The sequence below is a fragment of the Bacillus fungorum genome, assembly GCF_002746455.1.
In the GTDB taxonomy this organism is placed as follows: Bacteria; Bacillota; Bacilli; order Bacillales; family Bacillaceae_G; genus Bacillus_A; species Bacillus_A fungorum.
The window spans coordinates 51,817-77,699 of sequence record NZ_NWUW01000003.1 but is presented as its reverse complement, the minus strand read 5'-3'; the positions used below and the strand labels follow the sequence as shown (position 1 = coordinate 77,699).

General features: G+C 33.5%; 21 protein-coding genes and 2 pseudogenes. 6 read left to right on the top strand and 17 right to left on the bottom strand.

Annotation, left to right across the window (positions count from 1 at the left end; genetic code table 11):
- Positions 1 to 129: 129 nt before the first annotated feature.
- Together CO726_RS05015 and CO726_RS05010 are read right to left on the bottom strand one after the other, a co-directional pair.
- Entirely contained in the window at positions 130 to 1,308 is a 1,179-nt protein-coding gene (locus CO726_RS05015) for a DUF4179 domain-containing protein (RefSeq protein ID WP_169513016.1), read from the bottom strand.
- Positions 1,305 to 1,847, bottom strand: coding sequence for an RNA polymerase sigma factor (locus CO726_RS05010; protein ID WP_099683510.1), 543 nt, complete (start codon positions 1,845 to 1,847; stop codon positions 1,305 to 1,307). Before CO726_RS05010 ends, CO726_RS05015 begins: the two co-directional genes overlap by 4 nt.
- 662 nt (positions 1,848 to 2,509) lie before the next feature.
- Between CO726_RS05010 and CO726_RS05005 the strand changes: the two genes are divergently transcribed.
- The gene (locus CO726_RS05005) at positions 2,510 to 2,734 is read left to right on the top strand and encodes a hypothetical protein (RefSeq protein WP_099683509.1); all 225 of its coding nucleotides are present in this window, start codon (positions 2,510 to 2,512) and stop codon (positions 2,732 to 2,734) included.
- Between the two features lie 1,145 nt (positions 2,735 to 3,879).
- The gene (locus CO726_RS05000) at positions 3,880 to 4,422 is read left to right on the top strand and encodes a stress protein (protein ID WP_099683508.1); all 543 of its coding nucleotides are present in this window, start codon (positions 3,880 to 3,882) and stop codon (positions 4,420 to 4,422) included.
- A gap of 628 nt (positions 4,423 to 5,050) precedes the next feature.
- Here the strand turns inward: CO726_RS05000 and CO726_RS04995 are convergent.
- From CO726_RS04995 to CO726_RS04975, 4 genes and pseudogenes are all read right to left on the bottom strand, one after another.
- Positions 5,051 to 5,401: a DoxX family protein gene (locus CO726_RS04995; protein ID WP_099683724.1), complete on the bottom strand. Its 351-nt coding sequence runs from the start codon at positions 5,399 to 5,401 to the stop codon at positions 5,051 to 5,053.
- A gap of 99 nt (positions 5,402 to 5,500) precedes the next feature.
- Positions 5,501 to 5,764, bottom strand: a pseudogene (locus CO726_RS04990) (MarR family winged helix-turn-helix transcriptional regulator); the annotation flags it as partial.
- Positions 5,760 to 6,134 (bottom strand): annotated as a pseudogene (locus tag CO726_RS04985) (cytochrome P450); the annotation flags it as partial. The pseudogenes CO726_RS04985 and CO726_RS04990, both read right to left, overlap by 5 nt.
- Positions 6,135 to 6,795: 661 nt before the next feature.
- On the bottom strand, positions 6,796 to 8,274 hold the full coding sequence (locus CO726_RS04975) for a DHA2 family efflux MFS transporter permease subunit (protein ID WP_099683507.1): 1,479 nt from the start codon (positions 8,272 to 8,274) through the stop codon (positions 6,796 to 6,798).
- Positions 8,275 to 8,749: 475 nt separating this feature from the next.
- Between CO726_RS04975 and CO726_RS04970 the strand changes: the two genes are divergently transcribed.
- A complete protein-coding gene (locus tag CO726_RS04970) occupies positions 8,750 to 9,343 on the top strand; it encodes a hypothetical protein (RefSeq protein ID WP_099683506.1) in 594 nt (197 codons plus the stop codon).
- Positions 9,344 to 9,629: 286 nt separating this feature from the next.
- Here the strand turns inward: CO726_RS04970 and CO726_RS04965 are convergent, their stop codons facing one another.
- From CO726_RS04965 to CO726_RS04920, 7 genes are all read right to left on the bottom strand, one after another.
- Entirely contained in the window at positions 9,630 to 10,241 is a 612-nt protein-coding gene (locus CO726_RS04965; RefSeq protein ID WP_099683505.1) for a YwbE family protein, read from the bottom strand.
- A 395-nt stretch (positions 10,242 to 10,636) separates the two neighbouring features.
- Entirely contained in the window at positions 10,637 to 11,023 is a 387-nt protein-coding gene (locus tag CO726_RS04955; RefSeq protein WP_136699383.1) for a DUF1259 domain-containing protein, read from the bottom strand.
- Between the two features lie 1,138 nt (positions 11,024 to 12,161).
- On the bottom strand, positions 12,162 to 13,424 hold the full coding sequence (locus CO726_RS04950) for an ATP-grasp domain-containing protein (protein ID WP_425427757.1): 1,263 nt from the start codon (positions 13,422 to 13,424) through the stop codon (positions 12,162 to 12,164).
- An 11-nt stretch (positions 13,425 to 13,435) separates the two neighbouring features.
- Complete coding sequence (locus CO726_RS04945) at positions 13,436 to 14,680, bottom strand: MFS transporter (RefSeq protein ID WP_099683502.1); 1,245 nt, start codon at positions 14,678 to 14,680, stop codon at positions 13,436 to 13,438.
- Positions 14,681 to 15,453: 773 nt separating this feature from the next.
- A complete protein-coding gene (locus tag CO726_RS04940) occupies positions 15,454 to 15,669 on the bottom strand; it encodes a hypothetical protein (RefSeq protein WP_099683501.1) in 216 nt (71 codons plus the stop codon).
- 372 nt (positions 15,670 to 16,041) lie between these two features.
- Positions 16,042 to 17,487, bottom strand: a complete 1,446-nt coding sequence (locus CO726_RS04935; RefSeq protein ID WP_099683500.1) for a L,D-transpeptidase family protein — start codon at positions 17,485 to 17,487, stop codon at positions 16,042 to 16,044.
- 1,040 nt (positions 17,488 to 18,527) lie between these two features.
- Positions 18,528 to 18,950, bottom strand: a complete 423-nt coding sequence (locus CO726_RS04920; RefSeq protein WP_099683499.1) for a YhfM domain-containing protein — start codon at positions 18,948 to 18,950, stop codon at positions 18,528 to 18,530.
- Positions 18,951 to 19,050: 100 nt separating this feature from the next.
- Between CO726_RS04920 and CO726_RS04915 the strand changes: the two genes are divergently transcribed.
- Positions 19,051 to 19,341, top strand: a complete 291-nt coding sequence (locus tag CO726_RS04915; protein ID WP_099683498.1) for a hypothetical protein — start codon at positions 19,051 to 19,053, stop codon at positions 19,339 to 19,341.
- Between the two features lie 169 nt (positions 19,342 to 19,510).
- Here the strand turns inward: CO726_RS04915 and cuyA are convergent, their stop codons facing one another.
- A complete protein-coding gene (cuyA, locus tag CO726_RS04905) occupies positions 19,511 to 20,506 on the bottom strand; it encodes a D-cysteate sulfo-lyase (RefSeq protein WP_099683496.1) in 996 nt (331 codons plus the stop codon).
- A 595-nt stretch (positions 20,507 to 21,101) separates the two neighbouring features.
- Positions 21,102 to 22,022 (bottom strand): class I SAM-dependent methyltransferase, encoded by a 921-nt coding sequence (locus CO726_RS04895; protein ID WP_099683494.1) that lies wholly within the window; start codon positions 22,020 to 22,022, stop codon positions 21,102 to 21,104.
- Between the two features lie 216 nt (positions 22,023 to 22,238).
- Between CO726_RS04895 and CO726_RS04890 the strand changes: the two genes are divergently transcribed.
- Positions 22,239 to 22,820 carry an AAA family ATPase gene (locus tag CO726_RS04890; RefSeq protein WP_099683493.1) on the top strand — a complete coding sequence of 194 codons (582 nt, stop codon included), beginning with the start codon at positions 22,239 to 22,241 and terminating at the stop codon, positions 22,818 to 22,820.
- 150 nt (positions 22,821 to 22,970) lie between these two features.
- Positions 22,971 to 24,047, top strand: coding sequence for an LPXTG cell wall anchor domain-containing protein (locus CO726_RS04885; RefSeq protein ID WP_099683492.1), 1,077 nt, complete (start codon positions 22,971 to 22,973; stop codon positions 24,045 to 24,047).
- Positions 24,048 to 24,112: 65 nt separating this feature from the next.
- On the opposite strand, the gene CO726_RS04880 is transcribed toward CO726_RS04885, so the two are convergent.
- Together CO726_RS04880 and CO726_RS04875 are read right to left on the bottom strand one after the other, a co-directional pair.
- Positions 24,113 to 24,784 (bottom strand): ABC transporter ATP-binding protein, encoded by a 672-nt coding sequence (locus CO726_RS04880; protein ID WP_000202584.1) that lies wholly within the window; start codon positions 24,782 to 24,784, stop codon positions 24,113 to 24,115.
- Positions 24,784 to 25,848, bottom strand: a complete 1,065-nt coding sequence (locus CO726_RS04875) for an ABC transporter permease (protein ID WP_099683491.1) — start codon at positions 25,846 to 25,848, stop codon at positions 24,784 to 24,786. The genes CO726_RS04880 and CO726_RS04875 overlap by 1 nt, the downstream gene beginning before the upstream one ends.
- Positions 25,849 to 25,883: the final 35 nt, after the last annotated feature.

Below are 25,883 nucleotides of genomic sequence, written 5' to 3'. Positions count from 1 at the left end.
AGCATTCTATAACACCCCAAAACGAGAAAACGGTCTTCTTTCTATTGGTTAATGAGGAAAAGTGGAAAAAAGTTAGTTAAAAAACGCAAGCCTCTTTTGATTAGAAGTTTGCGTTTTTTATCATATACTTTATTTTTTCTCTTCACGAGCTAAATCGATTACAATATCTTTTCCATCAACATCTTTTAATAACACTTTAAAATGATTCACATTATCAAAAGTAGTAACATCAAACGTTTTCACTTTAATTGTTTTCCTATTATCCCCAGCACTTGAGTACCCCTTCAACGTTGACTTATATGTTTTCCCTTTTTCATCCATAAGAATTACACTATCAATTGTTTTTATCTGACGTTTTATTTCTTCATCATCTCCAGAAGAATCACGTTCAAATGTGATATTCGTCCCTGTTGGTAATACTTCTGCAGACACTATTTTTACAGACTCAGGTTGTTGTTTAGGAACAAAATGAATCTCTTGATTTTCTTTAAACTTCGAGTCTAATTTTATTCCCCCTTGCCACTTCCCTTGAATTTCCTTATTAAGTTGCATACCATTCTGATGCCAAACTTCTATATCTTCTTTTACAGTATTTGATTGAGATTCTGCTTCTGTCCTGTAAGAAACATCTTTATTTTCTAATGGCGCAAACAAAGATATAGAACTAATATTAAAGTTTAGACTATCAATGTTATCAATTGAATTCATAGGATGGAATATTAAATTATAAGTTATTTCTCCCTCTTCTTCACCTGCTTGAATACTCCATTCGCTACCTGCTAAAATCTTATTATTTTCATTTGTTAATCCTTCTGTGTGTTTTGCCTTCTCTATATATCGTCCTTTATCATCCGTTAAATCGTACTTCATTCTTATATCTGTCACTTTACTTATTAGACTTTTATCTTCAAATTTCAATTGTAAAGAAACTGCTATTTTAGATTTATCATACAGTACATTTTTAATTTGAATTGTAACACCATTATCCTTCATCACATTATTCTCATCTACTTTTTGTATATATCCATTATCTGCCGCTTTTTGAACTCCCTGATCTTTCGTAAAGAAGTATTTCTTTACTACAGCTAATGCTGAATCACCATACACGCCAACTCCGACACTTGCTCCAACAATCGTTAACCCTGCTATCATCGCTGCAATTATTTTTTTATGAGAAGATGTTTGTTTTTGTTTCTTACTTTTTCTAATTTCTTCAAAAGCAAGTTCTTTTTTCTTCAAAACACTAGTAGGAATTGTTACAGCATCATTTAATGCTTCTTCTAATTTATGCTCGAATTGTTCATTCATTTTAAATTCCCCCCATTATTTACATTCTCCCAGTCTTCTTTTAAATATTGTTCTTTTAACTGTTGCCTTGCTCTATGTAGTCTTGATTTAATCGTTCCTTCTTTTTCATTTAAAATCTCTGCAATTTCTTTTGTTTTAAATTTATTTACATAATAGAGTACGATTACTAAACGATACTCCACACCTAAATAACTAAGCATATTGTCAAATTCAAGCTCTTGTTCAATATTGTCTTTTACGATTTGATCTCCCTGCACTTTCCCATAATCATCCACATATAAAACCTTATTTTTTCGTACTATATCATTACATTTATTCATTAATATTTTTGTAATCCATGTCTTAAAATACCCTGGTTCTTTTACCTTTTTTAAATTTGTAAAAGCAGATAAAATCGTTTCCTGAATTGCATCTCCTATATCTTCTTCATTTTTCAAGCGTGCTTTTGCCACTTTATACATTTGTGGCATTAATGTATCAATTGCCGCAATAAAGGCTTCCTCATCACCTTTTTGAGCCCGCTTTATGAGCAGTTCCATTTTTAATTCCTCCTTAGAAATCTACCATTCATTTTTTATATAACTATTAGACTATATACGCCTTAAAATAGTTGCAAGAAATTTTAAATAAAAAAACCTTAGCTCAGCGAATACCTGAACTAAGGTTACTTTAAATACAATGCTTCATAATCCTTATTATATCTCGGCTGTATCTCTTAATAGACTATTTAAAAAAACTAACCTCAATAAATACAGAATAACAGTCATGGATAAAGGTTCTCGTCATGTTGTAAATCTTGGTGAGTGTAAAAAGGTGCATGCCTATAAAGAATCGTTTTATAATAAAGTTTGATAGTGTTTTATACACACTATCAGCGTATTTAGATGTAAAATCCAATATATTAGATTAAGCGCTTGAAAAACAAATATAGTTGATTAATTACTTTTAGGAGCAATAGCAATTGCAACTAGATACACAATTAATCAGATACAATAAAGTACCTATAAAATTAGGTGCTTTTTTCTTTGTTGCATAAAAATTACACATTAAACGTGAATTTTAACTAAATGGACATTCGGTTACAACGCTCCTTAAAATAACCTTAATTTAACTATAGATTTAATAATATCTGAAAATTTAATGGTATAATTTTCTAAAAAGATTTAAATAAAGTTTATATTAGAAAAGGGGGAGAGAGAATATGTTTAAGAAACTCAAGTTTTATTTAATGAGCGTTTTAATTAGTTCAATGTTAGGTGGAATTATTATAGGTGCTAATTTCTTGGTTCATAACGTTTATAATTTAGTTGCAGGTAAAGAATATCATTTTAATATGTGGTCTTCTATTATTATATTTAGTGTGGTATTTATTTCAGGTTTCTCGTATATGGTGAAGAAGGGGCCGGATATATTTGTTAATGACTAAACCAATAGTAATTATCGTAGGCGCTGCGTGATCTGGGTGGCGTCTTGTTTGTTTTGAAGGAAAGATAAGGTTTAACAAAACCAACAAACACAAATAGAGATAGATAGGTCGGATTTAATATTTTATATTTATACACATTTATATGTACATTTTATTTGTATAAATTATAAACCAATAAAAATAAATATCTTTCTGTAAGAATCCTACATTCTTCTTTATTTAACTATATTTATATTTTATCTAATTTATTATGGTACCAACTTTAATTTAAAGCGTTTTATATAAAATCAATAAATGGGATTTTTAGAGAAAAGGCAGACCTTCACCTCTTAATTAACATAATTTTCAAACGTTAAGACTTTGCATGTTATTATTTGTTATATAATGTAATCAAGCCGTTATGAATAATGAAATAATTTATGTGTCCTGTGTATTCGCTTAACCCAAAAAGAACTTGTAGTGATTCCTACAAGTTCTTTTTGTTTTTAATAGTTTCGGTTAGTTGTCCGGTACATGATATGAAATGCAATAATGTTGCATACGTAAAAAAATGAATCCCCAGAATTCTTTCGGGATGGGACAGTAAAAAATAATTTTTATATGCTTTACTTAACCGTAAAGATATTATGCATTAGATAAAGCCAGGCGATACTTATAAACTTCAAGATTCCTATATATTACAACAAGAATTATCCTTGTGAATTTCGATATATAGAGTCACAACAACTCAAGTTTATAAACACAGGAAACAACGAACCAATGTTAAAAAGAAAAAAGTAAACGATTAACATAAATCAACGTTAATAAATTATCTTTTAATCAAATATGTTTATAAAACAACAAATCTACTATCATCTATGGTCTTCATATATTTGCAGCAGAACCTAGGGTAATAAAATAAGTAAAAGTTTTTCATTTATTTACAAAAAATTCAGTTAATGGTTTTTTATTCTTTTAAATGTATATTTACCTTAAATTAAATCCTAATTTTGCATGTAAATTGATATTATTTGTATGTTTATAAATTTTTGATTGTTAAAACTTTAATATTTTTTCAATTAAATCATTTGCCTCTTATGTATAAGAAATATATACTTTGAGGTGTAAGGGTTAATACCTTATAAAAATTTAAAGGAGGTTTTTTTATGAAAAAAATGAAAAAATTAGTGAATATTGCTTTAGCTGGAGCTATCGGTTTAGGAGGACTGGGGGCGTTTACACCAACAGATGCAAGTGCAGCTGAGATCTCTCCTTCTAAAACAAATATTCCTAGTAACTTATCTACTGAATTACCTACTAATTTTGTAGAGTCTAAGTTACCAAATGCAGCGAAAGCTAGTGCAAATTTAGATGTAAGTATAGATGTATTAGGTATCGCTAATTTGATTAGGAATGCCATCAATAGCCAAACTAATCGTTCAGGATTTGTAAAAGGTGTAATGGAATCAACATTTTATTCTGCAGGTCAACGTTATAATGTTATGGTTTTTAATTTAAACCAAAACTATGATGATCGTTTTAACGGTGTTAAATTCTTCGGAACAACAGTATATGATGGAATCACTTTTGGAATTTGGGTATTTGAAGATGGGGAATTCACGAATAAAGGTGATGGTGGATGGATTAACTGGGCATTTAGAGGTTGGTTCGATCGTGATGGTGGCCATGTTAAATTTTATCGTCCATAAAAATAAACCACAAAATCAGCCAATTTTGCGGTTTATTAAATAAAAAGTATTATTTAAGTCTAGGAGGTCATATTCTAAAATTAACTCCTAGCAAAAACAGTATAAATGATATTTATTAAAAAGAAAAGCACTCCTGGGAGTGTTTTTCTTTTTTTTGTTACACTCCTTTGAAAAAAAATCATAACTCAAACAGAATTCACTACTCTTAGTTACTAAATATTAGTTATGTTCAAAATTTCGCAACATGTATAGACAGGTATATATGTGTTATAATCAACTTAGCAAATTACAAATAAATTTGCATTTCTTGTGCCCATTACCTCCCAGTAAGGGGCGTACCCATTTACAAGTCACTATTTCAATACAATTTTTTTAAAGTACTTTCACGTCAATTTTACAAATTTAAAAACTCTCATATGTTACACTCCATACATCCTTTTCAAAGGAACTATATGTCGATACACGAATTTTTAATATTAAATTCTTGCCATTCTTTTACTGATTATGATTCAAATGATAGTAATATCTAAATTCGTATTGCTATTATTATTCAAGCACTAATTTGAGGATCCCCCTATTTGTAAAATAATCACAAAACGATAGTAAGTTTAACCGATTTAGGTTATGTTTAAAAAATATGATACAAACTTATTCCTAAACTCAGGGCAAACAAAACAAGCGCAGGTATTGCTTTCTTAAAGGGATCTCTCGCTAGTACAATAAGAGTTAATACAGCTGCAAGCATCGTACCACCTAACAACAATCCTACTAATAAAGCTACTGTTGGAATCCAAATTCCTATCAACATTCCAATCGCTCCTACAATCTCAAAAGATCCGGTTAAGAAATTAAAAAACGAAGGTAAACCAAAACGCTTGAACTCATCTGCCATTTTTCCAGATATAATTTTCGTACCTGTCATTAAAAAGAACCGAAACAATACAACTTTTACTACATTGATTAATATTAAAATAGCAATCACATCTTTCTTATTTATTTGATAATTTACATGCTATAGCATATATAATACATAAAACAAAGTTTGTTCCTTATGAATAGCATCAATAAGGAACAAATATTAATAGCGTGTATCATACAATTTGTTTAATAATGATTGTAATACTTTAATCTCTTCCTCACTCAAATTACTCGTAACAAAATGGTGAGCGCCTGTCACGATAGGCAAGATTTCTGTTTTTAACTCGTCACCTTTTTCAGTTGAAAGCAGGTTGTGTGAACGCCTATCTTGGTCATTCAAAGCCTTCTTTACAATCCCTTTTCCCTCCATTGACTGTATCATTCTTACGACAGTAGTTTGATCTTTATCAATCGCTTCTGATATCGACCATCATGGCATGGTAATCTTTCATTGCCCGTTGGCTGAATGTAGGCATCAAAATATTATGAGCTTTTTTCCAGTTAGGCTCGTAAGTCTCACTTGTAAATAATCCGTCTCCAGCAAAGGCGCGAACTTTCGCTAAAGCACCCTCTATACTTTTATCAAACCGTGTTTCGTCACAGACTTCTGCTACCAGTTCATGTCCAGAAACGCCAATGATGGTATCACTTAAAGTTTGAATTCGAAAAATTGGACCATACTCTTCCACTATCTTGATAAAGGATAGGGTCGGTTTATCTTTATCGGTTAATGGGAGATTCCCCAGCAGTCCATATGTTTTCGGTTGAGGAATGGCAGATACTTTTTTATCCATTAAAAACACCCTTTCAAAAAAGCATGAAATAAAGTGAAACTTTAATCAGTGGGGATTTTATTCATCCCCCACTGATTATTAGTTGAACCAATCGGGCTTTTACGAGCAGTTGATCCCCCACCTAACTTCTTTGCTGCCGCTGAATTTTGAGGTGGGGGTCTTACTGCCCGTTAATGCGGGATAAAATATCCCATTGAATAAAAAGAAGATAGCAATGAATCGCCTGGGATAAAGATATGTAATTAATTACCTTATTTTATCTTTTCCCTAACTATTCACGATTATGATATTGCTTATAAGGTTGGTAATATAAGTTGTTTGTTGACATTAGATGTATACCTTGCAGAAAAAATACTAAATTAAAATGAAGCGTATTATGATAATATTTATCAGAAATTGAAAGCTAAAGGTTGTAGTATTAGGAAAACCAGTAGTTTCTCATGTCAATTCAAACAAATACAATAAGTAAGTATACTGTTGTGTTACTAATGAAAAAGGATCTGATATGAATATCAGATCCTTTTTACTATATATAATTATTTCACTGATTCTTTTCCAGCTTTAAATACCCGCGCCTTAGCAGCAGAAATTTGCATTTCTTCATAGTCTAACTAAATAGCAAAAAACTTGTAGAAATCATTATGTAGAGTTTTATTTCACTCTACCGATTTAACCTCTCAACAGCTTCCGCGCTTGTATCTACACGTTTAACGAAAAAAACTAATAGTAGTGCAACAACATTCATGCCAAGCGCTACATAGAATGAATGCTGAATTCCGGATAATAAAGCCTTCTGAGTTAACATTGCCTTCGTAGCTTCTGTGAAGGTTGTTGGATCTACATCAGCCATTAGACTTTCAGCTTTTGTTTTTGTTACAGAATTCATAATCGTAACAAGAATAGCAGTACCAATCGAACCGGACACTTGTTGAGCTGTATTATTAACAGCTGTACCGTGCGGATTTAAGCGAGTTGGCAATTGATTAAGACCATTTGTCATAAGTGGCATCATTACCATCGCCATCCCAAACATCCGCAGCGTATAAATAAGAATGATATGTGTGTGACTAGAGTCGATTTGCAGGTTTGCCAGCATATAAGTTGAAACAGCTGTAATAGAAAGTCCTACTATACCAAGAATCCGAGGGCCATATTTATCAAATAGTTTACCTGTAATGGGTGACATAACCCCCATTATTATCGCACCTGGAAGCATCATCAGCCCAGAGCTCAGTGGTGAGATACCGCGGACGTTTTGTACATAAGCTGGTGTTAAAATCATACCCGAAAACATGGCCACTGCGTTAACAATTGCAATTACAGACGCAAGTGCAAACATTGGGTACTTGTAAACACGTAAATCCAATAACGGTTCATTCATTTTTAATTGACGGATAATGAAAGCAATTAAGGAAATAACGCCTATGATTAAGGTTGTTAAGACAACTTTATTCGTCCAACCATCGGAGCTTGCAGAACTGAATCCATATAACAAACCGCCAAAACCGACAGAAGATAATAGTAATGAGAGATAATCAAGTTTTGCGTTTTTGTTTTGTCTCATGACATTCTCCGATTTCCAAATCCCTAACAGTAAGCTAATGATTGCTAGTGGTAAAATCATTTCAAAAAGCAAACGCCAGTCATAATACTCTACAATATAACCTGATAGTGTCGGTCCAATTGCTGGAGCTGTAATCATAACTAATCCAAAAATCCCCATTGCTGTTCCCCTTTTTTCTCTTGGAAAGCTTACTAGCATAATATTCATTAACAAAGGCCCCATGACTGAAGAACCTGCTGCTTGAACCATACGGCCAGTAAGTAATAAACCGAAGTTCGGTGCTACAGCCGCTAAGGCCGTACCAAGAATGAAAATCACCATAGATGTAATAAATAAACTTCTATTGGAGAAGCGGGTTATTAAAAATGCTGATGCCGGAATTAATATACCACTTACAAGCATATACCCTGTAGAAAGCCACTGGATCGTTGAATAATCTTTAATGTCTAAATCCTTCATTATTGATGGCAAGGCCACATTTAAAAGCGAGTTATTTAGAAATGAAACAAATGCCCCAATAAAAAGAATTACAAGCATTACATATGGTGGTTTTCTTTTATGTAACGTTTCACTCATATATTTATTTGCCCCTTCATTATAAATTCCATTGATTCGTTTAAATCGTTTGCATATCTACACGAAAATATATTACCCTTGCAGTATTTTGCCAAACTCTTCGAATGGATATTCTCTTTTTAGCAATTCTACTTGCCCAATTTAAGATTTTGAATAAATATGTAAACACGTTTGTTAACAGAAATTAAATTAGGCTGAAATAAACAAAAGGAGCAAATGAAAATACCCTTCTAAAATAAAGTGAAACTTTAATCAGTGGGGCTTTTGCAGGCAGCCCCCATCTAACTTCTTTGCTTTCGTTGAATTTTGAGGTGGAGTTATCTTACTGCCCACAAATAGCGGGATAAATCACCAAGATCACACACCCATTCCTTTAAATACGGGCTTGTAACTCTAGTTATGTAACCATCCATAAAAAGGAATATTACATAGGCTAAGTCTAACATTACATTTTTAAAGTGAGGGGAATAAGCTTATGTACCAATATTGGTATTTGAATTCAAAGGGAAACGGGGAACCATATAATAACCAAATTTCAATGTCATCATTATATTCACAATCCCAAATAACTAAAACTGAGGGAATGAATGGTCTGGAGGTTCCTGAGAATTGGAGTTGTCGAGTCTATCCATTTGGTTGGGATTCACCAGCCACTTATACGAGTTTCAATCCTCAGTCCCCTCCCTTCCCTTGGGGTCAGCCAATCCATTATGCAGGGATGATGCCCCAAGGTCATCCTGCTAATTGGACTCCATTACCAGGCCATGCAGGTTTTAATTTTCAAAAACCTCCCACCCCTTGGGCCCAACCATTCAATCATACAGGGATGTTCGCACAAGGTCATCTTGCTGCTTTACTATCGCCGCCAGCTAAGGCTTTTAAATTTAATACCAATAACTGGGGTGTTTTTGGAAACTCTCCAGGGTGGGGAGGCCAGGTAAGCCCCATGGGATGGGGGAATAACGGGCAGCCAGGGATGTTCGGAAACTTACTTACAGTAGGAAAAGGCACCATGAATGGAATAGGAATGATTAGTAGTCTAATCGGTATGGGGAAGTTCTTCTTTTAGTTAATTAGAACGGGAGGATAGGTCCATAGCCCAGACTTAAAAAACATTTCCTTTTCCAATGATTTAATCTTCTCAAACATATCCCTCAATGTATTGATTGTACGCTTCCAATACTCCCTCCAAATTCATTTCCTCATCTTTCAAATTATAAAAACATCTATTATCTTGTATCTAATAACTTTATAGAGGTGTGGTCGCACCAACAAAATGCAAAAACCGGTTCCTTTACAAAAGAACCGGTTTTTTTAATTTTTGTTTATTGGAAAAGTAGTCAAATCTTTTTTCATTATTTAACACTTTGAACACGGCCAATTTGTCCATCTTGTAATCGAACTTTAATGCCGTATGTATGTGTTTCACTATGTGTCAAAATGTCTTTCACAACGCCACTTACATTTTTACTATAATCATTATCCAATTGAATAACTACATGTGAACCAACTGAAATTTGTGATCTTGTTGGTTTCCCACCTGTTGCTTGCGTTGTTTTTTCTTGTTTTTGTGTTCTCTCTTGTTGTATAGACTGTTGTTGCTGAGTCTTCTGCTCTTGTTGTTTACGTTTTTCTTCCTCTACTCTTTGCTGCTCTTCTTGTTTACGCTTCTCTTCTTCTACTCTTTGCTGCTCTTCTTGCTTACGGTTTTCTTCTTCTACTCTTTGTTGCTCTTCTTGTTTACGCTTCTCTTCTTCTACTCTTTGCTGCTCTTCTTGCTTACGGTTTTCTTCCTCTACTCTTTGTTGCTCTTCTTGCTTACGGTTTTCTTCCTCTGCTACTTTTGTAGCTTCATCTATTTTTTGCTCATCTGATGCTACCTTTGATTTTTCTTCATCACCTTTACAAGCACTTAAAGACATTACACACAAACTCAAAAGTACAAATAATAACAATTTCTTTAACATTAAAAAATCCTCCTATATATACATTACAAATCAATAACTTTCATAGCATAACAAAAACATAAGCCTTTCTTTGTCAAAATTTGTCGTATATATTTATTTTCTACTAAAAGACTGACACTACAATAAAAGCGGAGATTATTATATCGATTCGTGCACAAAAAATACGTTCATCTGCTAGTCAAGTAAACTTAATTAATCTAAACCTTCATCTTATGTATGAAAGGACTTGAAGCAACAAGTGGAAAGAGGCTTTCTCAAGTATTTAGTGAAATCATTGAAAATAATATTAACAATCCGAAATATTTTAATTAACATAATCTGTCACTTACGAGCAATATAAAAGGATCTTTCGATTGAAGATCCTTTTATATTGTTCATTTAACTAAATAAATTGGTTAGTTACATAATGCTCTTCTAACTTTCCTTGCAAAGCTTAGCGGATTATCAACGTCTTCAATATTAACGTAAATTAAATTTGGATCATCACATAACCACTCATTGTGTATAGACGAAACAATTATTCCTTGTTGAATAATTGTAGCAACAAATCCATTGACTTCTTTTTGTAAGAGCGCTATCCGTCCTAGACATAATGCCCGTCCAGTTTTATGATCTCTTGATTCGAATGAGAAGGAAGTTGTTACTCTAAAACGTTTCCCTAAGATTGTTGCCTTTATTTCATCTCGATTTATCGTTGCCACGCATTTTCCACCGGCGAATCCTTCTTGGCCGCCAATAATTCTTGCAAACTGTTGACAAATTAATTCCTCATTACACGCCATACCTTTAATCATCCTCCCTTTTACTGTTAGGTTATGAATGAATACAAAGGTCTGAAACGGTAATAAATCTATTCTATTTCAAAAAAATTATCGCAATCTACCAAAATCTATTAACTCAATTATTTTTGATTGTATGAATTGTTACCAGAGTTTAAATGGTACAGAATTTTTATTTTATGCTTAATGGGCATCGGGAACTGAAGGCAAGACTCAGCTATTATATGGTAAGACATTTTTAGAAAACATAAAAAAACACACCCTAAGGTGCCATCCTCCGACTTGAGAAACGTATCTATGTATGGAGAAATTTAGAAAAGACAAAAACAAAAGAGAAGATTCTAACTATAATTTATGGAGCTCTTATGGCATGTTCCCTTATTTACCGGAAAAAGAATCTCCGTTATATTACTTTCTGAGCAGTCTCGTTAAAGCCATCCCAAGAAATCCAACACCCATCCCTATTAGCTATCCAGTTTGGGCATTACCTAACATAGATCCCACTCCTCCACCAAGAAACATGCAGCCAACGAATACTAATCCTCCAATTCCCCAATTCGGCCGTTCCATAATTCATTCACATCCTTTCAGTAAAATATATGCTATTAGCTACTTCAACTTTCTTGCATAGGATATGTTAATTATTTTGCTTAGGTGTAGTAATCGGGGAAATCAAAAGACGCGGAGATTAACTATTTTGAATGAATTGCAGAAGGAGAATTTAATTTTTTTATATTATAATAATTTAAGATTTGTGGAACAAATTCTTCTTCGACTAATCAGCTAAGAGAAGCCTGGAGATTTTCAACAATCAGGAGCTCGTCGCTATCAAACTAAAATTTCATTTGAGGGAAGAATGTATTTCTTTACATGATAGCAATGGGATCTCTCCAGTATTTCGAACAAAAACCACACTAAGCACATTTTCATACAAAAAAGCCGAATTTTGTCCCACTAAGGATAAAGCGGCTCATTGTAATTGATCTTGAAGGACTCGTTATATAAAATCACCATTTTCATCGAAAAATATGGCTCTAGCTAATACATTTGTGACCTCACTCTTATCCAATTTTTAGTTAATGTACACATGTGATTTAAATTACCCTTTGTTATATGGACCAGTCATTTACCACATTTCTTTTTACATATATTTTTTAAAAGAAGGTTTCCATTCTGATAAATCCTCATAAACAAACGTTATATTGTCACATATTTCCTCTGCAACTTCATACATATGTTTCATATTATTAGCCGTAAATAATATAGCTCCTTTGCGCTGAGTGCTATCTACAATAGTTGGTATGGTGTCGCCCTCTTTTACTACTAGATCAATTAATCCAACCTCGGATATGTTAGTTAACTCTTTATACTTAATTTCTTTTAAGCAACCTGGTTTTGGAATCAAGCTTAAAGACATAGCTTGACATTTTGAAGGTACGCATCTAAATTCATCTATCGTCTCAGTAGCTAGCGCATCATAATAGTATCCAAATTGAGATATGCCCGTTGTTAGTTCTACCATCTTCCAGATGTTGCCGCCACCTATTCTAACTTGAGACTCTATAATTATTGGCTTATTTTGTTTGTCTAACTTTATTTCTGTATGAGTAATGCCATTTTCCATTTGCATGCCGTCCAAAAATAGCATTACTTTCTCCATAATTAATTGTTTTTGAGATTCATCTATAGGTGCTGGCATAATCGTATAGTTTATTATAAATGTATCTTCTTTAAATACTTCAGCTGATATAGCAAGTATAGAATGTTTTTTGTTATAAGAAACGGTTTCAACTGTATAAACTATATCCCCTTCAATATACTCTTCCACTAAAACAGGTAGTTGAATACCATTTTCTTTAATAAATACTCCTACGTCATCTCCCGAGTCTAGCTTACATACTCCTTTACCCCCTGCCCCAATCGGCGGCTTTATTATAACACTATCTTTTTTATTCAAAAATTCATTAATGTCTTCAGTGTTATTACAAACTGTGGAATCTATCGAAAAGTCTTTACCTGCTAGAATTTCACGCATCATGTCTTTATTGCGGGTTATCATATTAGCGTTGTAAGAAGGCCCTTTAACATTAAAAATCTTTGCAATTATGCAAGCCGTATCTAATGCTGTTTCGTTGAAAGATACAACCACATCAAAGGGTTTCTCTTTGAATAATTCTTCAGCATAGTATATAGATAAGGGTATGTTTGTTGTGTCTAATTCTTTTTTATAGAAACATTTTTCTAAGATAGTCCCATCAAAATATATGTGTTTAGCGTACGATCCTATATACGAAACAGTATAGCCACTGTCTAATGCATCTTGTATAGGCTTTGTCCATCCCCCTATAAATAAAATGTGCGGTTTATTTTCTATGTCAGTTCCTTTTAATACCTTATGCATCATAATCATCTCCTCTAAAATGAACTCGTATAGTCAATGTCATTTCCTTTTGATACGCCTCGTCTTAACAACGCCACTAAACACAATGTTGTTCCGAATCCCCCTATAAATAACGTAGTTTGAAGCCCAAATATAGAAATTAAAAATGCACTAGCAAAACTTCCCAATGCCCAAGCTCCCCAATTAAGCGTACGCTGTACAGCATTTACTCGGCCTAGCATATGATTTGGTGAGGCAAGTTGTCGTATAGTTGCAGCGTAAGGGCCAAATACACCTTCTCCCATACCATGTATGATACTTGCGGCTACTATACCGTAAACTGTTCCTATATATCCCATTATGGGTATAAAAGCCAAACCAGTAACTGATACAGTAGCGCTATAAATAAGCATTTTTGTATTATTAATTTGTTTACTTTTTTTCATGAGTATCGTATTACCTATTAAAAATCCTACCGCTGCTGAACCTACAACAAATCCTATTTCAATTTCAGATAGCCCCATTACCTTATAAAGAAATATTACTAAAATGCTAGTTAATATGTATTTAAAAAAACCGTAAACAGCACCACACGTTACAATCGGTTCCAATACAGGGTGTTTTTTGAAATATATCAAACCTTCATATATGTTTTGATATACGGATTTTATATTTACGTCTTTTAAAGAACCCTCTGTATGCGGTTTAAACTTTGAAATGAATAATACAAACATAAAACAAACAAAATACGTTACTGCGTCAACAGTGAATGAGCCTGTTAATCCAACTAGAGTAATGACGATTCCAGCTAGCATAGGACCAATTACTATAGAAAGAGACTCCGAAAGTGCTAGTTGAGCATTTCCTTTTTTTAAGTTGTCTTTATTTGTTACTATTTCTGGTAAGAAAGAAGGAATGGCAATATTATAAAATGTAGTAAATATTCCATTTAAAAACATGATAAACACCAATAAAGGGAAAGTTATAATATTAGTTACAGTCAGTATGAATACCGATAAAAATAATACGCCTTGACATATACTACAAATCAGCAAAACATTTTTCCTATGAAAAACGTCTATTAAAGCACCGGCTACTAACCCGAAAATTAGGTATGGGACGAATATAACCCCACGAAGCATAGCAGCATTTGCTTCACTTGTTTGTAACACCTCTAATGCAAAGAGTGGCAAGGCTACTATTGTAAACTGAGTACCTAACAAACTTATAGACTGTCCTAGCCAAAGCTTGTGAAAATTAAAATGTTTGCTATCTTTCATAATATTCCCCCGTTAAATCCATTTTTATAATTTCTCAAGTTTACGATAAAAGTCAGAGCAGGCAAAACCTGTCTTTCCACTAATGTCTGTACCGCATAAAAATTCGAAACCTACTATAAAAGCGATTTTAGTTTCAAAATGAAGACTTGATGTTTAAAAATCACCTGACTAATGAAAAGCACATCTTCCAAAAAATACTGCCGCATTTGTTTATAAACCAATTGATATACGGATGGAATTCATTTGGAAGAAGCTAATTGTTAATTCATTTGTTTCGAATTCATGTTCCGATAATATGTCACTTTGAATCACCTCCAGCATCAGTATAACCTTGCAGGTACGCTGTTGTACGCATTTTGAAATGTAACCGCAAGATAACGAAGCTACGATGATGAACTGAATGGATTTAACCTTGTCATTGGAGGACACATATATACATGACAATTGATGAAAATAGATCATGCACTATGAAATAAATTTTTAGATAAACCAAAATAACAAGCAAAAAGCCCCTTCAAATTTGAAGAGGCTTTTTAATATATAGAAATTAGCTTAAATCAAAGATAACATCTCTTGAAAGGGGGGCATTTTTATATGATTCAGGTTTATTGAGGAGCCTTCGTTTGAAGCAACTTTAACCCCATACCAATAAAATTAGAAAGTTCTTGATTTACAACCGATAAAACTGATGGAGTGTATCATTCGTATTGGGGACCCAAAACTCACTATTAAATAAGTAAAACCCCAGAAATCCAAAGATCTCTGGGGCTTCCTTATATATTTAGCTCTTTTTGCTTTTTGTTTTGTTTATGTCTATACAGCAATTTTCGGCTTATTAAAGAAATCAATAATAAAGTGAGGATCAATACGACAAGTTGCATAAATGATAAATCAAAATATTTAGCACCTGTAACGATTAAAAGTGTAGAAATCGTTCCTTTTACAATGAAAAAAATAATAATCCATAATCCGCCTTTTTTCCAGTTCATTTTATATTACCCTTTCCTACGTTTAAATTCTTGAAAAATTTAGTGATAGTTTTTGAATGTGATACCTTAATAGAAATCTATTATATCAATATAAAAAATAGACTTTTTCACAAAAATCATGTCCTTTTACATACGACGATTCCATCATAAATGAAAATGATATTCAGTGTCAATTTTATTGACTATTTGAACACCTATTTTTTCATCTCAATCTCTTCCCACTTTGTTTCTTATAAGCAATGAACTTTTGTCTTCAAACAAAAACACCTCCATTGCATTTGCACACTTAGTATGCGAATGCAAGAGGTGTTTTTTCATGTACCATCAGGTAAGATTTCCTGCTTTAATTATTTCTTGATACGTAGCTATTTTCTAGTAAACGATAACTGGATCGTAAGTGTTCAAACTATCATACACAGTTTTTGCAACATTAGGAAGAAGGTTTACACAACCGCCTGATCCTCCTGTTAAATAAGCATTACTTCCCCAATCTTTTCGCCAGCCGGCATCGTGGAATCCTTGACCGCTATTTGTGAATGGAACCCAGTAATCTACTTTAACTGCATAATCAGCTTTCCCTACTGCGCTACCTCTCAGTGTGTATGGTGTACGTTTATATAGAACGTACCACACACCTGGTGATGTATCTTCACCCGTGCTATGTTTACCCGTTACTACATTTGTTGTAACGACTAATTTTCCATCTTTATAAATCCAAATTTGTTGATCTGCAATGGAAACTTCTGCATATGTGTCTCCGATGCCATTATTCGATGTTGTTTTATAACCGATCCCTTCCTTCTCCCAACCATTTCCGTGAATATTAGAAGCAGAAAGCGATTTTTCGCCTTTCTCAAAGGCTTGTTGAACTTGTTTTGTTTCTTTTTCCACATCTAGCGCCCAGCCGTATCCTTGACCTTTTACTGATATAACCGAACCAGAATGTGTTTTAAAAGCGAAGTCTTTATGTAATGTAGATTTAGCCTTATTAATTTCAGTAATCTTATTCTTAATATCGCTCGCATCGATTGTCATCTTCATATCTTTTGACATAGAGGCATTTTGAATTAAATCTTTCGCTTTTAATGAATACACTTCATCCTGCACTTTATAATCAACAGACTGCCTAAGAAGATTCTGTAATGCTTTCTCTTCTTTTTTGATAATTGGATCGTCTTCTTTAATAGGCTGTATGTATGCAGACTTTAAATGAATTTCGCTTTTATGCTTCTGCTTATCGTAATCTTTTAGTAAACTCGTAACATCATATTGTTTTCCGTCAACACTCTTCGAAATAACAACTTTTCCTTGTTCAAGTTTCGCCATAGCATCTTGAGGCTCTTTTAATTGTGTATTCATAGAAACAAGCTTTTCTTCTACAAGTTTTTTCATCGTTTCACTACGATACTGCTCTGCCTTTTTTGGTAACAATGAATAATCTTTTTCCTTTGAGGAAGGGAAAAATGTCCACTGGCTTTTTAATAGTTTTTTAACTTGCGGCAAATCTTTTTCCGTCAGTTCCGTTTTTGTATCTTGTTCATCTAAAATTTGTTGTTGATCAATAAAGACTTTGTTTGCTAGTCCAGATGATTTTAATTTCTGCATTGCCTGATCAGTGCTCAAACCACCGACTTTTGTATCGTTAATCGTAACATTTGAATTGAAGTGAGTTGCCTGGTAATAACTCATTCCTCCAAGGAGAAGTGCAATTACACCGCCACCCGCTGCGATAAGCTTCCAATTTGTAAAACGTTTTCTTGATCTTACCCGTTTTTTCTCAACTTCTTCAACAGATTCATTTACTGTATTGTTATTCATCAATCTTTCCCCCGTATACATTAACGTCAATCGATTTTAAACCAAAACCATTGAATAGTGTACCTTATTTTTCCTGAAATTTCATTATTTTTGTCTAGATTTTATCAGATTTAATCTATTAAAGTTAGATTTTTTAATAGAAAAATATATAAAGATGGTAGATAAAGTGAAAAAGGAACAACACCAATCGAGCTATTACGGGCCCCTCGTATTCCCCGAGTTTTGAAGGGGGATACTCTCAATGAACATTTTAACTTAGTGAAATAATTTTTAGAAGGGTCAAGTTAGAGGAAGGCGCCTTAGAATGCCTTTTATTTATGAAAAATATCCACAAAAAAGGGTCTACATGTAGACTCTTTTTTGTGGATATTTTAATGTAGCATTTTTTATAAAGTTATAATCCCCTACTTCACTACATGTAAATGCTTCCCGCTTTTCGCCAGGTTTCACAACATCTACTATCGGCCTAACTAATTTCACCTTATGAACTTTATCATCAACAATTTCAAGTTTCTTTAAAACTATTATATATGTTTGTACCACGCTTTGTTAATACGATTAATCTTTTCAGGTGTTGAAGTTTTAGACTCATTCTTTGGTGTAATCATATTATTAGAACATCCTGCAATAGTGAGACAGCATGTAGCCAATAAAACCAATAATATTAATTTATTCAAATAGCCACTCCTATATAAGCGAAATATTATATTGAGAAAATTAAACATAACATCGAATCTTTCTAAAAACAATATATTTCCCGTTTTTATTATTCATCGGTGGATCAATCTTTTGCACTTATAAGGGTAAAACCTCGCGCTCATCAAGTCAAGATTCAATTTCTGTTTAATTCGTTCTCAGAGTTTATTCTAATATAAAAGATAGCTATGTTTGTTGAAAATTATCCATTTATTCTTTGCTAATAAGAGTAAGTTAAAAACTAGTTATCTCCCGCCTAACTTCCTTGCTTTCGCCGAATTTTGAAGCGTGAGTCTTACTGCCCGGCGAATAGCGGGAGCAATAACTGTAGAGCCTATATGCGTTTATTCAGCTAACCTCTCTCCCGTAACAATCCGAAACAAAGTGGCTGCATTTTTCCCTTCTAATTGAACGTACCGGCTATCCCCCGCTATGATTTCTATTTTATCCTTATTAGGGCTTACCCAAATTTGATACAACACAGCTTTCGCCTCTATTTTCGGATTTTTAAATTGAAAAACAAAGCGATAATCAGCTGAACGAGACATTTCCACTTTTTTATTTTCAAAATGAGCATCATTTAATATTTTCTTTACTTGCAACACTTCATTATTATCTGTCACTACCTTAAAATCTTCATATTCATTATCACCAATATGTTTTTGCACTTCGATTTTTTGCTCTTCATTTCCTAGTATATTTGAACAGCCGGTTACTATGAGTATACAGATGGCAATAAAAACCACAGATAAATTTCTACCCTTCATATTCACCTACCTCATTTCAATCAAAATATGAACATTGTAAAATAAAGGGAATTATTTTACAATTAGAAATATAAAGAATAACAGGAGAGGAGTGCCGTCCATGCAGTTAAAAACATACACTTGGAAAAGTTATACGTTTCTCATTGTAAGTATATTCGTTACTATTAATCTCTTTCTCTTCACACCTATTTTAGACAGAGTTGGAGTAAAATATGTCGTGCCTTTCTCCTACTTCATATTAGCTTCCGCTGTTATAGCAATCCTATTAGCGGTTATCTCTTTTTGTAGCCGAGCTGAGAAGAAAATTTTAGCAATTATCGGTTTATGTTTTACTCTATTTAACACAGCGATCATTTTATTTTTCCTTTGGTTTGGTTCCCACTTCACTTAAGTGAAATATAAATAAACTCCATAAGCGACAAATGCAATGAATAGAATAAAAATGCTAAGTACCGTATATATGATCCATTTTACATTTGAACTCATATACTCTCTCCTCTCACCCCCTAATAATTCCATTATATAACAAAAAAGCATTGGATACCCAATGCTTTTCACACTTACGCAAATAAAGACGTATTCGCATATAACGCTGGTGAACCACCTGAATGTACGAATAAAATGTTGTCTTCTTTATTAAATGTACCTTTTCTAATTAAATCGATTAGTCCCGCTACTGCTTTACCTGTATACACTGGATCAAGTAAAATACCTTCTGTTTTCGCAAGTAATTGAACTGCTTCCACCATTTCTGGCGTTGGTAACGCGTAACCTGGCCCTACATATTCATCAAAACATGTAACAGCTTCGCGCGGGATAAAGTTTGGAATACCAACATGAGCTGAAGTTTCATCTACAAGTTTTGCTACTTTCTCTTCTTGCTCAGCTTTTCCTCTACTTACGTTAATTCCAATTACTGGGATGTCACTTTGTGTTCCAGCAAAACCTGTAATTAAACCAGCGTGCATACCGCCGCTACCGCTTACGCAAACGACTGAACTGAAATCAATTCCTTTGTCAAATGATTGCGCCATAATTTCTTGCGCACAAGCAACGTATCCCATTGCGCCTGTAGGGTTTGATCCACCAACTGGTATTACATATGGTGTATTACCTTTTTCACTTACTTCTTTCGCAACTTTATGCATCTCGTCCATAAGATCTGCTCCGTTTGGTACAACAATTACGTTTTCAGCACCTAATAAGTGATATAAGAAATAGTTTCCGTTAAAGTCTGGCTTCTCTTCTGGCTCAAGCCCTTCTTCTAATACAAGGATACACTTCATTTTTTCTTTTACCGCAGCTGCCAGTGTTAATCGGCAATGATTAGACTGAATACCACCAGCTGTAATTAACGTATCCGCACCTTTTGCCTGCGCATCCGCAACTAGAAACTCTAACTTTCTCGTCTTATTACCGCCTGCTGTTAAACCAAGTAAATCATCTCGTTTAAAATAAATAGTTGGCCCACCAAGTGCCTCAGAAAAATTATTTAATTTTTCAATTGGTGTATATGACTCTGTATATTTTTTTCTCGGGAATTTAGCTAAATTCATAAATAACGCTCCTTTTGTACTTATTTCACAATGTATGTAACGATACTATTATTACATGTAAAAATGATGAAGTCATCTTTCTGGGGTAAAAATGTTAATGTAATTTCATTTCGGTACATGAAATTTATACCGACCGATATTTCAAATATATCGATTTACCAACAAAAACGACAACACAAAAAAAGAGTACTACTCTCCTCAAGCATTTCTCTTTTTCATCCAGACGATAGATGTAAAATAAATTATTGGAAATACAATATATAAATCCCATAAAATGGTTATTGAAACTACACTAAAATACAGATCCCTAGATAATAACCAAACTCCACAAAGGACCATCAAAATAAATTCCCTCACAAGCACTACAATAACAGCTAAAAAAAAGACGGAAGCAAAAGCAACGTGGCCAATAGGGTACATTACGTTCTCCTTTAGCATTGCTACTTACACTTTTACATTCATACTACATATTCTTTGAACCAACGAATTCCCCTTCCAATAACCATATACTTACTACTTCCCAGCACTACATCCCATTTCCTTATTTCCCCTAAAAAAAGAGACACAGAGATTTCTCCCCATGCCTACTAATCCTCTACTTCTTCACCGCATGCACATAATGTACCGTCTCAAAAGCTTTTAAATAATCGTTTCGTCCTTCAAAATATAATGTATGAATATCCTCTGGCGATAAATGTTCATAAATGAGTAAGCCCGCCTTCTCTAACAGTGCTTCCATTTCGGCATAAGAAAAACATGATTTCATCGGTTCTCCGCCTACCGCAGCCATTTTTACCATATTTTCCACTCGATTAGATAATCCTTTTTCCGTAAACAAGTTTTCATCAGGATAATCGAAAACGATAGAACTCCCCTCTGGAACCATTTCAATTAAACATTCTATTAAACTAGAAAGTTCCTCTTTCGTTAAATAGTACGTAACACCTAATAGACTAAAGAACGTCTTTTTATTTTCAAATCCTTCATTCCGTAACTGCTCATAGGAAAATCCTTTCGTGAAATCCATCGAAACAAAATGAAGGTTGTTTGGAATTTCAAACTCTGCTTCTTCTATTCTCTCCTTCTTAAACTGCTGCGTAGAAGGATGATCCACTTCAAATATTTCTATTTTATTTTCGAATTCTCGGTGTCTAAAACTGAACGTGTCTAAGCCTGCACCGAGTATGACGTATTGTTTTGCACCTAATGTAATTTCATGTAGTAATACTCTTTCACAATATGCCGCACGTGCTAAAGGTGTTGGTGATAACTGAACTTGCGTAATCCATTTTAATATTTCTTTCGGACTGTCTTGAAACTGCTCTGCAATGTCTTTATTAAAAAAATGTATTCCTTGAACCATGTTCGTTTCAATTTCGTTACGTTCTTTTGGCGATATGAATTCTTTAGCGATATAATCATCAAAAATTTTAGAACTATCAAATTCACTATGATATGCCCTGCTGAAAGCTGATACTAACGACGTTACACTTGATTCACCTTTTTTCACGCACATACACTCTCCTTCATTTTCCCAACAATAATAGGGTTCCCCTGGCCAGGAGAACCCTATTATACACGTTATTTTTATATTGGTAAATTATAGCATAAATAAGTTTTTTTGTCAAGTTTTCAGCCTACTAACACTCCGACATTTTGTATATTCTCTGGCAGGAAAATTGTCGATTCACAACGAACATTCCTGATTATAACAATACTTATGGAGGCCAATATGAAACGATTCGTCATTATTACAGTAGGAAAAACACACAGCGGAAAAACTACATTTGCAAAAGCTTTAGAAAAAGAGTTACCCTACTCTTTCGTTATGGATCAAGATAACCAAGCTGAATTTATTAACACGCATTACGAAAAATTACAGCCGGCTAAAGGTCCTAATACATTTAAGCACGGCCTTTCAAAATTCATTGTTGATTATGCAAAAGAACATACAAGTTTACACCTTATTATTTGTAACTCTAATCGCAGTAAAAACGGCAGATTATATTTACTAAATGAGTTATTTCCGCAAAATGAATATGTACGCATACTCGTTCATTTTGACATTCCAGATGATGTACTTTACGAAAGAGTAGCTCGAAGCACGCGAAATACCAATATTTTTAGAGGCGGTTACTCTAGTTTCAAAGAAGTTCTGAATTGGCAACAAGCTGAATCACTTCACGAAGATGTGGTAGATCCTATAGAAAACGAGGCTGATTATTTGTTTGTTATTCGCAATAGTAAGGATGTAAACTCTACTATTGAAGAAATTGTTCATCTTGCTGAAGATTTGTCTCCTACTCCCAAATAAGAGAATTTGAAAATTACATAATCATAGATTATTATGCAAATCCTTCCTCTAAGCGCCGAACATGGTATATAATGATAAGATAATCTACTTCTATATGCTCAATTTTACACAAAACAGTTCATGCATATGAAAGAAAAGAGGTACAAAAATATGAAAACAAAACAAACAATTGCTGCGTCTACACTAGCTTTAGCAATGATTGCTGGCGCAAACTCTGCTCATGCGGAAGTAACTGATGCTACTCCTCAGCAAAGTACAGGAGATCGATTAGCTGAAATTAAGCAACATAAACAAGAGTTAGATGCGAAATTGCAGCAGCACAAAGAAAATGTTGATCAAACATTGAATGAACTTAACAAGGTTAAGGAAAATGTTGATACGAAGGTGAATGAACTACATGAACGTAAACAAGTTGCTGATGAAAAAATTAACGAGATTAAACAACATAAACAAGAGTTAGATGCAAAACTTCAGCAAGACAAGCAAATCGCCGAAGATAAAATTGCTGAAATTAAAGAGCATAAGAAACAAGTAGAAGATAAAGTTGCTGAAGTAAAAGAACATAAACAAACTGTCGATGAAAAAGTGAATGAAATTAAGCAACATAAAGAAAACATCGATCAAAAGGTTAATGAACTTAAGGAAGTAAAAAAACAAGTAGATGAAAAATTAGCTGAGTTAAAGAAAGCGAAACAAACTGCTGAGGACAAACTTGCTGAGTTAAAAGAAAACAAGCCAAATACTGGTAACACGTTAGAGGAACTTAAGAAAATTAAAGGCAATTTAGATAGTCTTTCCGCTAACTTGGAACTAGCTAAACAAGATGTGAAAAACAAACTTGCTGCATTACAAGAAGCTAGACAAGATTTAATCAATAAAATTAACGAAATGAAACAATCGAAACAAACTGTTTCAGACGATTTATCAAAGAAAAAACAAGACTTAGATATTAAAATCAACGACTTTAAACATACTGAGAAAAAAATTGATGACAAATTAGCTGAGGTACATACAACGAAGCAAAATGTTGATAACAAAATTAATGAAGTATCACAATCAAAACAAACAGAAACAAAAAATGGTACTACAAATACAAACAACAATGCTAGAGAACTTCCTAACGCTGGTAGTGAGCAATCAAATAATATGGCTTTAGGTATGTTATCTGTCTTAGGCGGCATTTTATTACTTGCGCGTAATAAAATTAAAACGTTATTCTCAAAATAAAGCCATTATACTTATTAAAAACAATTATACAAAAGCCAACCGTATGTACGGTTGGCCCTTTTTCTTTATATTAATTGTCCATCTCGAAGTGTCAATATACGATCACATACATCAAGCATTCTTTCATCATGCGTAATCATAATTGCTGCTTTTTGGCTTTCTTTCACTTCACGTTTCATCATTTCAACGACTTCACGTGCGCGTTTTGAGTCTAAGCTTGCCGTTGGTTCATCCGCTAATATTAAATCTGGGTTATTCATAAACGCACGAGCGATTGCTACCCTTTGTTTTTCTCCGCCAGATAGTTGATTTGGATAATGATTTTTTCTTTCTCCTAATCCAAATGCCGCTAATAAATGATCCGCACGCTTTTCGGATTCTTGTTTGTTTTCTTTTTTAAGCTTTGCAATGTAAAGCAATTGTTCTTTTACATTTAAATATGGAACAAGATTTGCGAACTGGAAAATGAAGCCGATTTTTTTCAAACGAATGTCTGTCATTTCCTTTTCCGATAACTTCGTAATATTTTGCTCACGAATGTAAATATCTCCTTTTGACGGTGATAATAAAGCACCCGCGATTGATAATAACGTACTTTTCCCTGATCCAGAAGGACCGACGATTCCGATAAACTCTCCAGCTTTCACATCAAGCGATATCGGATGAAGGGCTGTTACCTCCGTATTCCCTTCTCCGTACACTTTACTTACTTTGTCTAATTTTAATAATGAAGTCATTACATCCCGCCTCCAATTGCTTCTAGCGCATCAACTTTTAATACTTGGTATAACGAAATAAGTGTTCCTAAAATACTAATGACGATAAAGATTGCTGCATATTGTGCAATCATCGGTGTTGTTAATAAGAACGGCATACCTGCTGGTAAAATCTGTTCTAATCCTTGTACAAGAACAATACTAATTACCATCGCAACGACTGATAAGAATAAAGCCTGCACGACTAAGCTATTTGCTAAATAAGAGTTCTTCGTACCGATTGCTTTTAATACACCTAATTGCTGTGTTTTTTGTAGTGTAATGACGTAGAAGAATACACCGATTAGTAACGCAGCGATAACAAGTAAGAACGCAATGATCATCGTTAATGTTCCTTGCTCTTCTTTAAACCCTGGAATACTTTGTAGTACTTCTTTTTTATCAATAACATGAGCATTTTTAATCTCTTTATCTGTATTAAGCGCAATTGCACTATAATCTTTTTGGTTTGGTTGTGAGATAGCCCCCCATACATCTTCATTTACATATACGACTGGTGTATGGCTAAACATTTGGTCTTTCGTAAATCCAACGATTGTAAATTCTTTTTTTGAAACAGGATCAATAATTGTATCCCCAATATCGATTCCTTTTTCTTTAATTGATTCGTCAGCAACCATTTCGTTATTTGCTGTACCTAATTTCTCACCTTTTACAATGTTCGGTTCTAAAAATGAATCTCGTTCACTTGAGAAAATAGCGACATCCACTTTTTTCGAACTATCTTTCTTTTCATACGTTGAAACTTTCACACGAAACGGAACGGCCTCTTTCTCGCCTACTTGATTTACTACGTTATCTACATCTTCTTTCTTAATTTGTGAACGAAGTAATTTATTTTCCGCATCATCTGCTAAAACGAACTTATTTGCCTCCATATTTTGAATCGATGAAGCATTATCATAAGATAGTCCATTTGCTAATCCTGAAATTACAAGGACTAAAAATGATAATAACACCATAATCAGTCCGATTAATCCGTATCTTAATTTTGATTGTTTTAATTCACGCAGAGCTAAAAACATTTCGCTCGCTCCTTCCTCTTTCTTTCTATGCACTT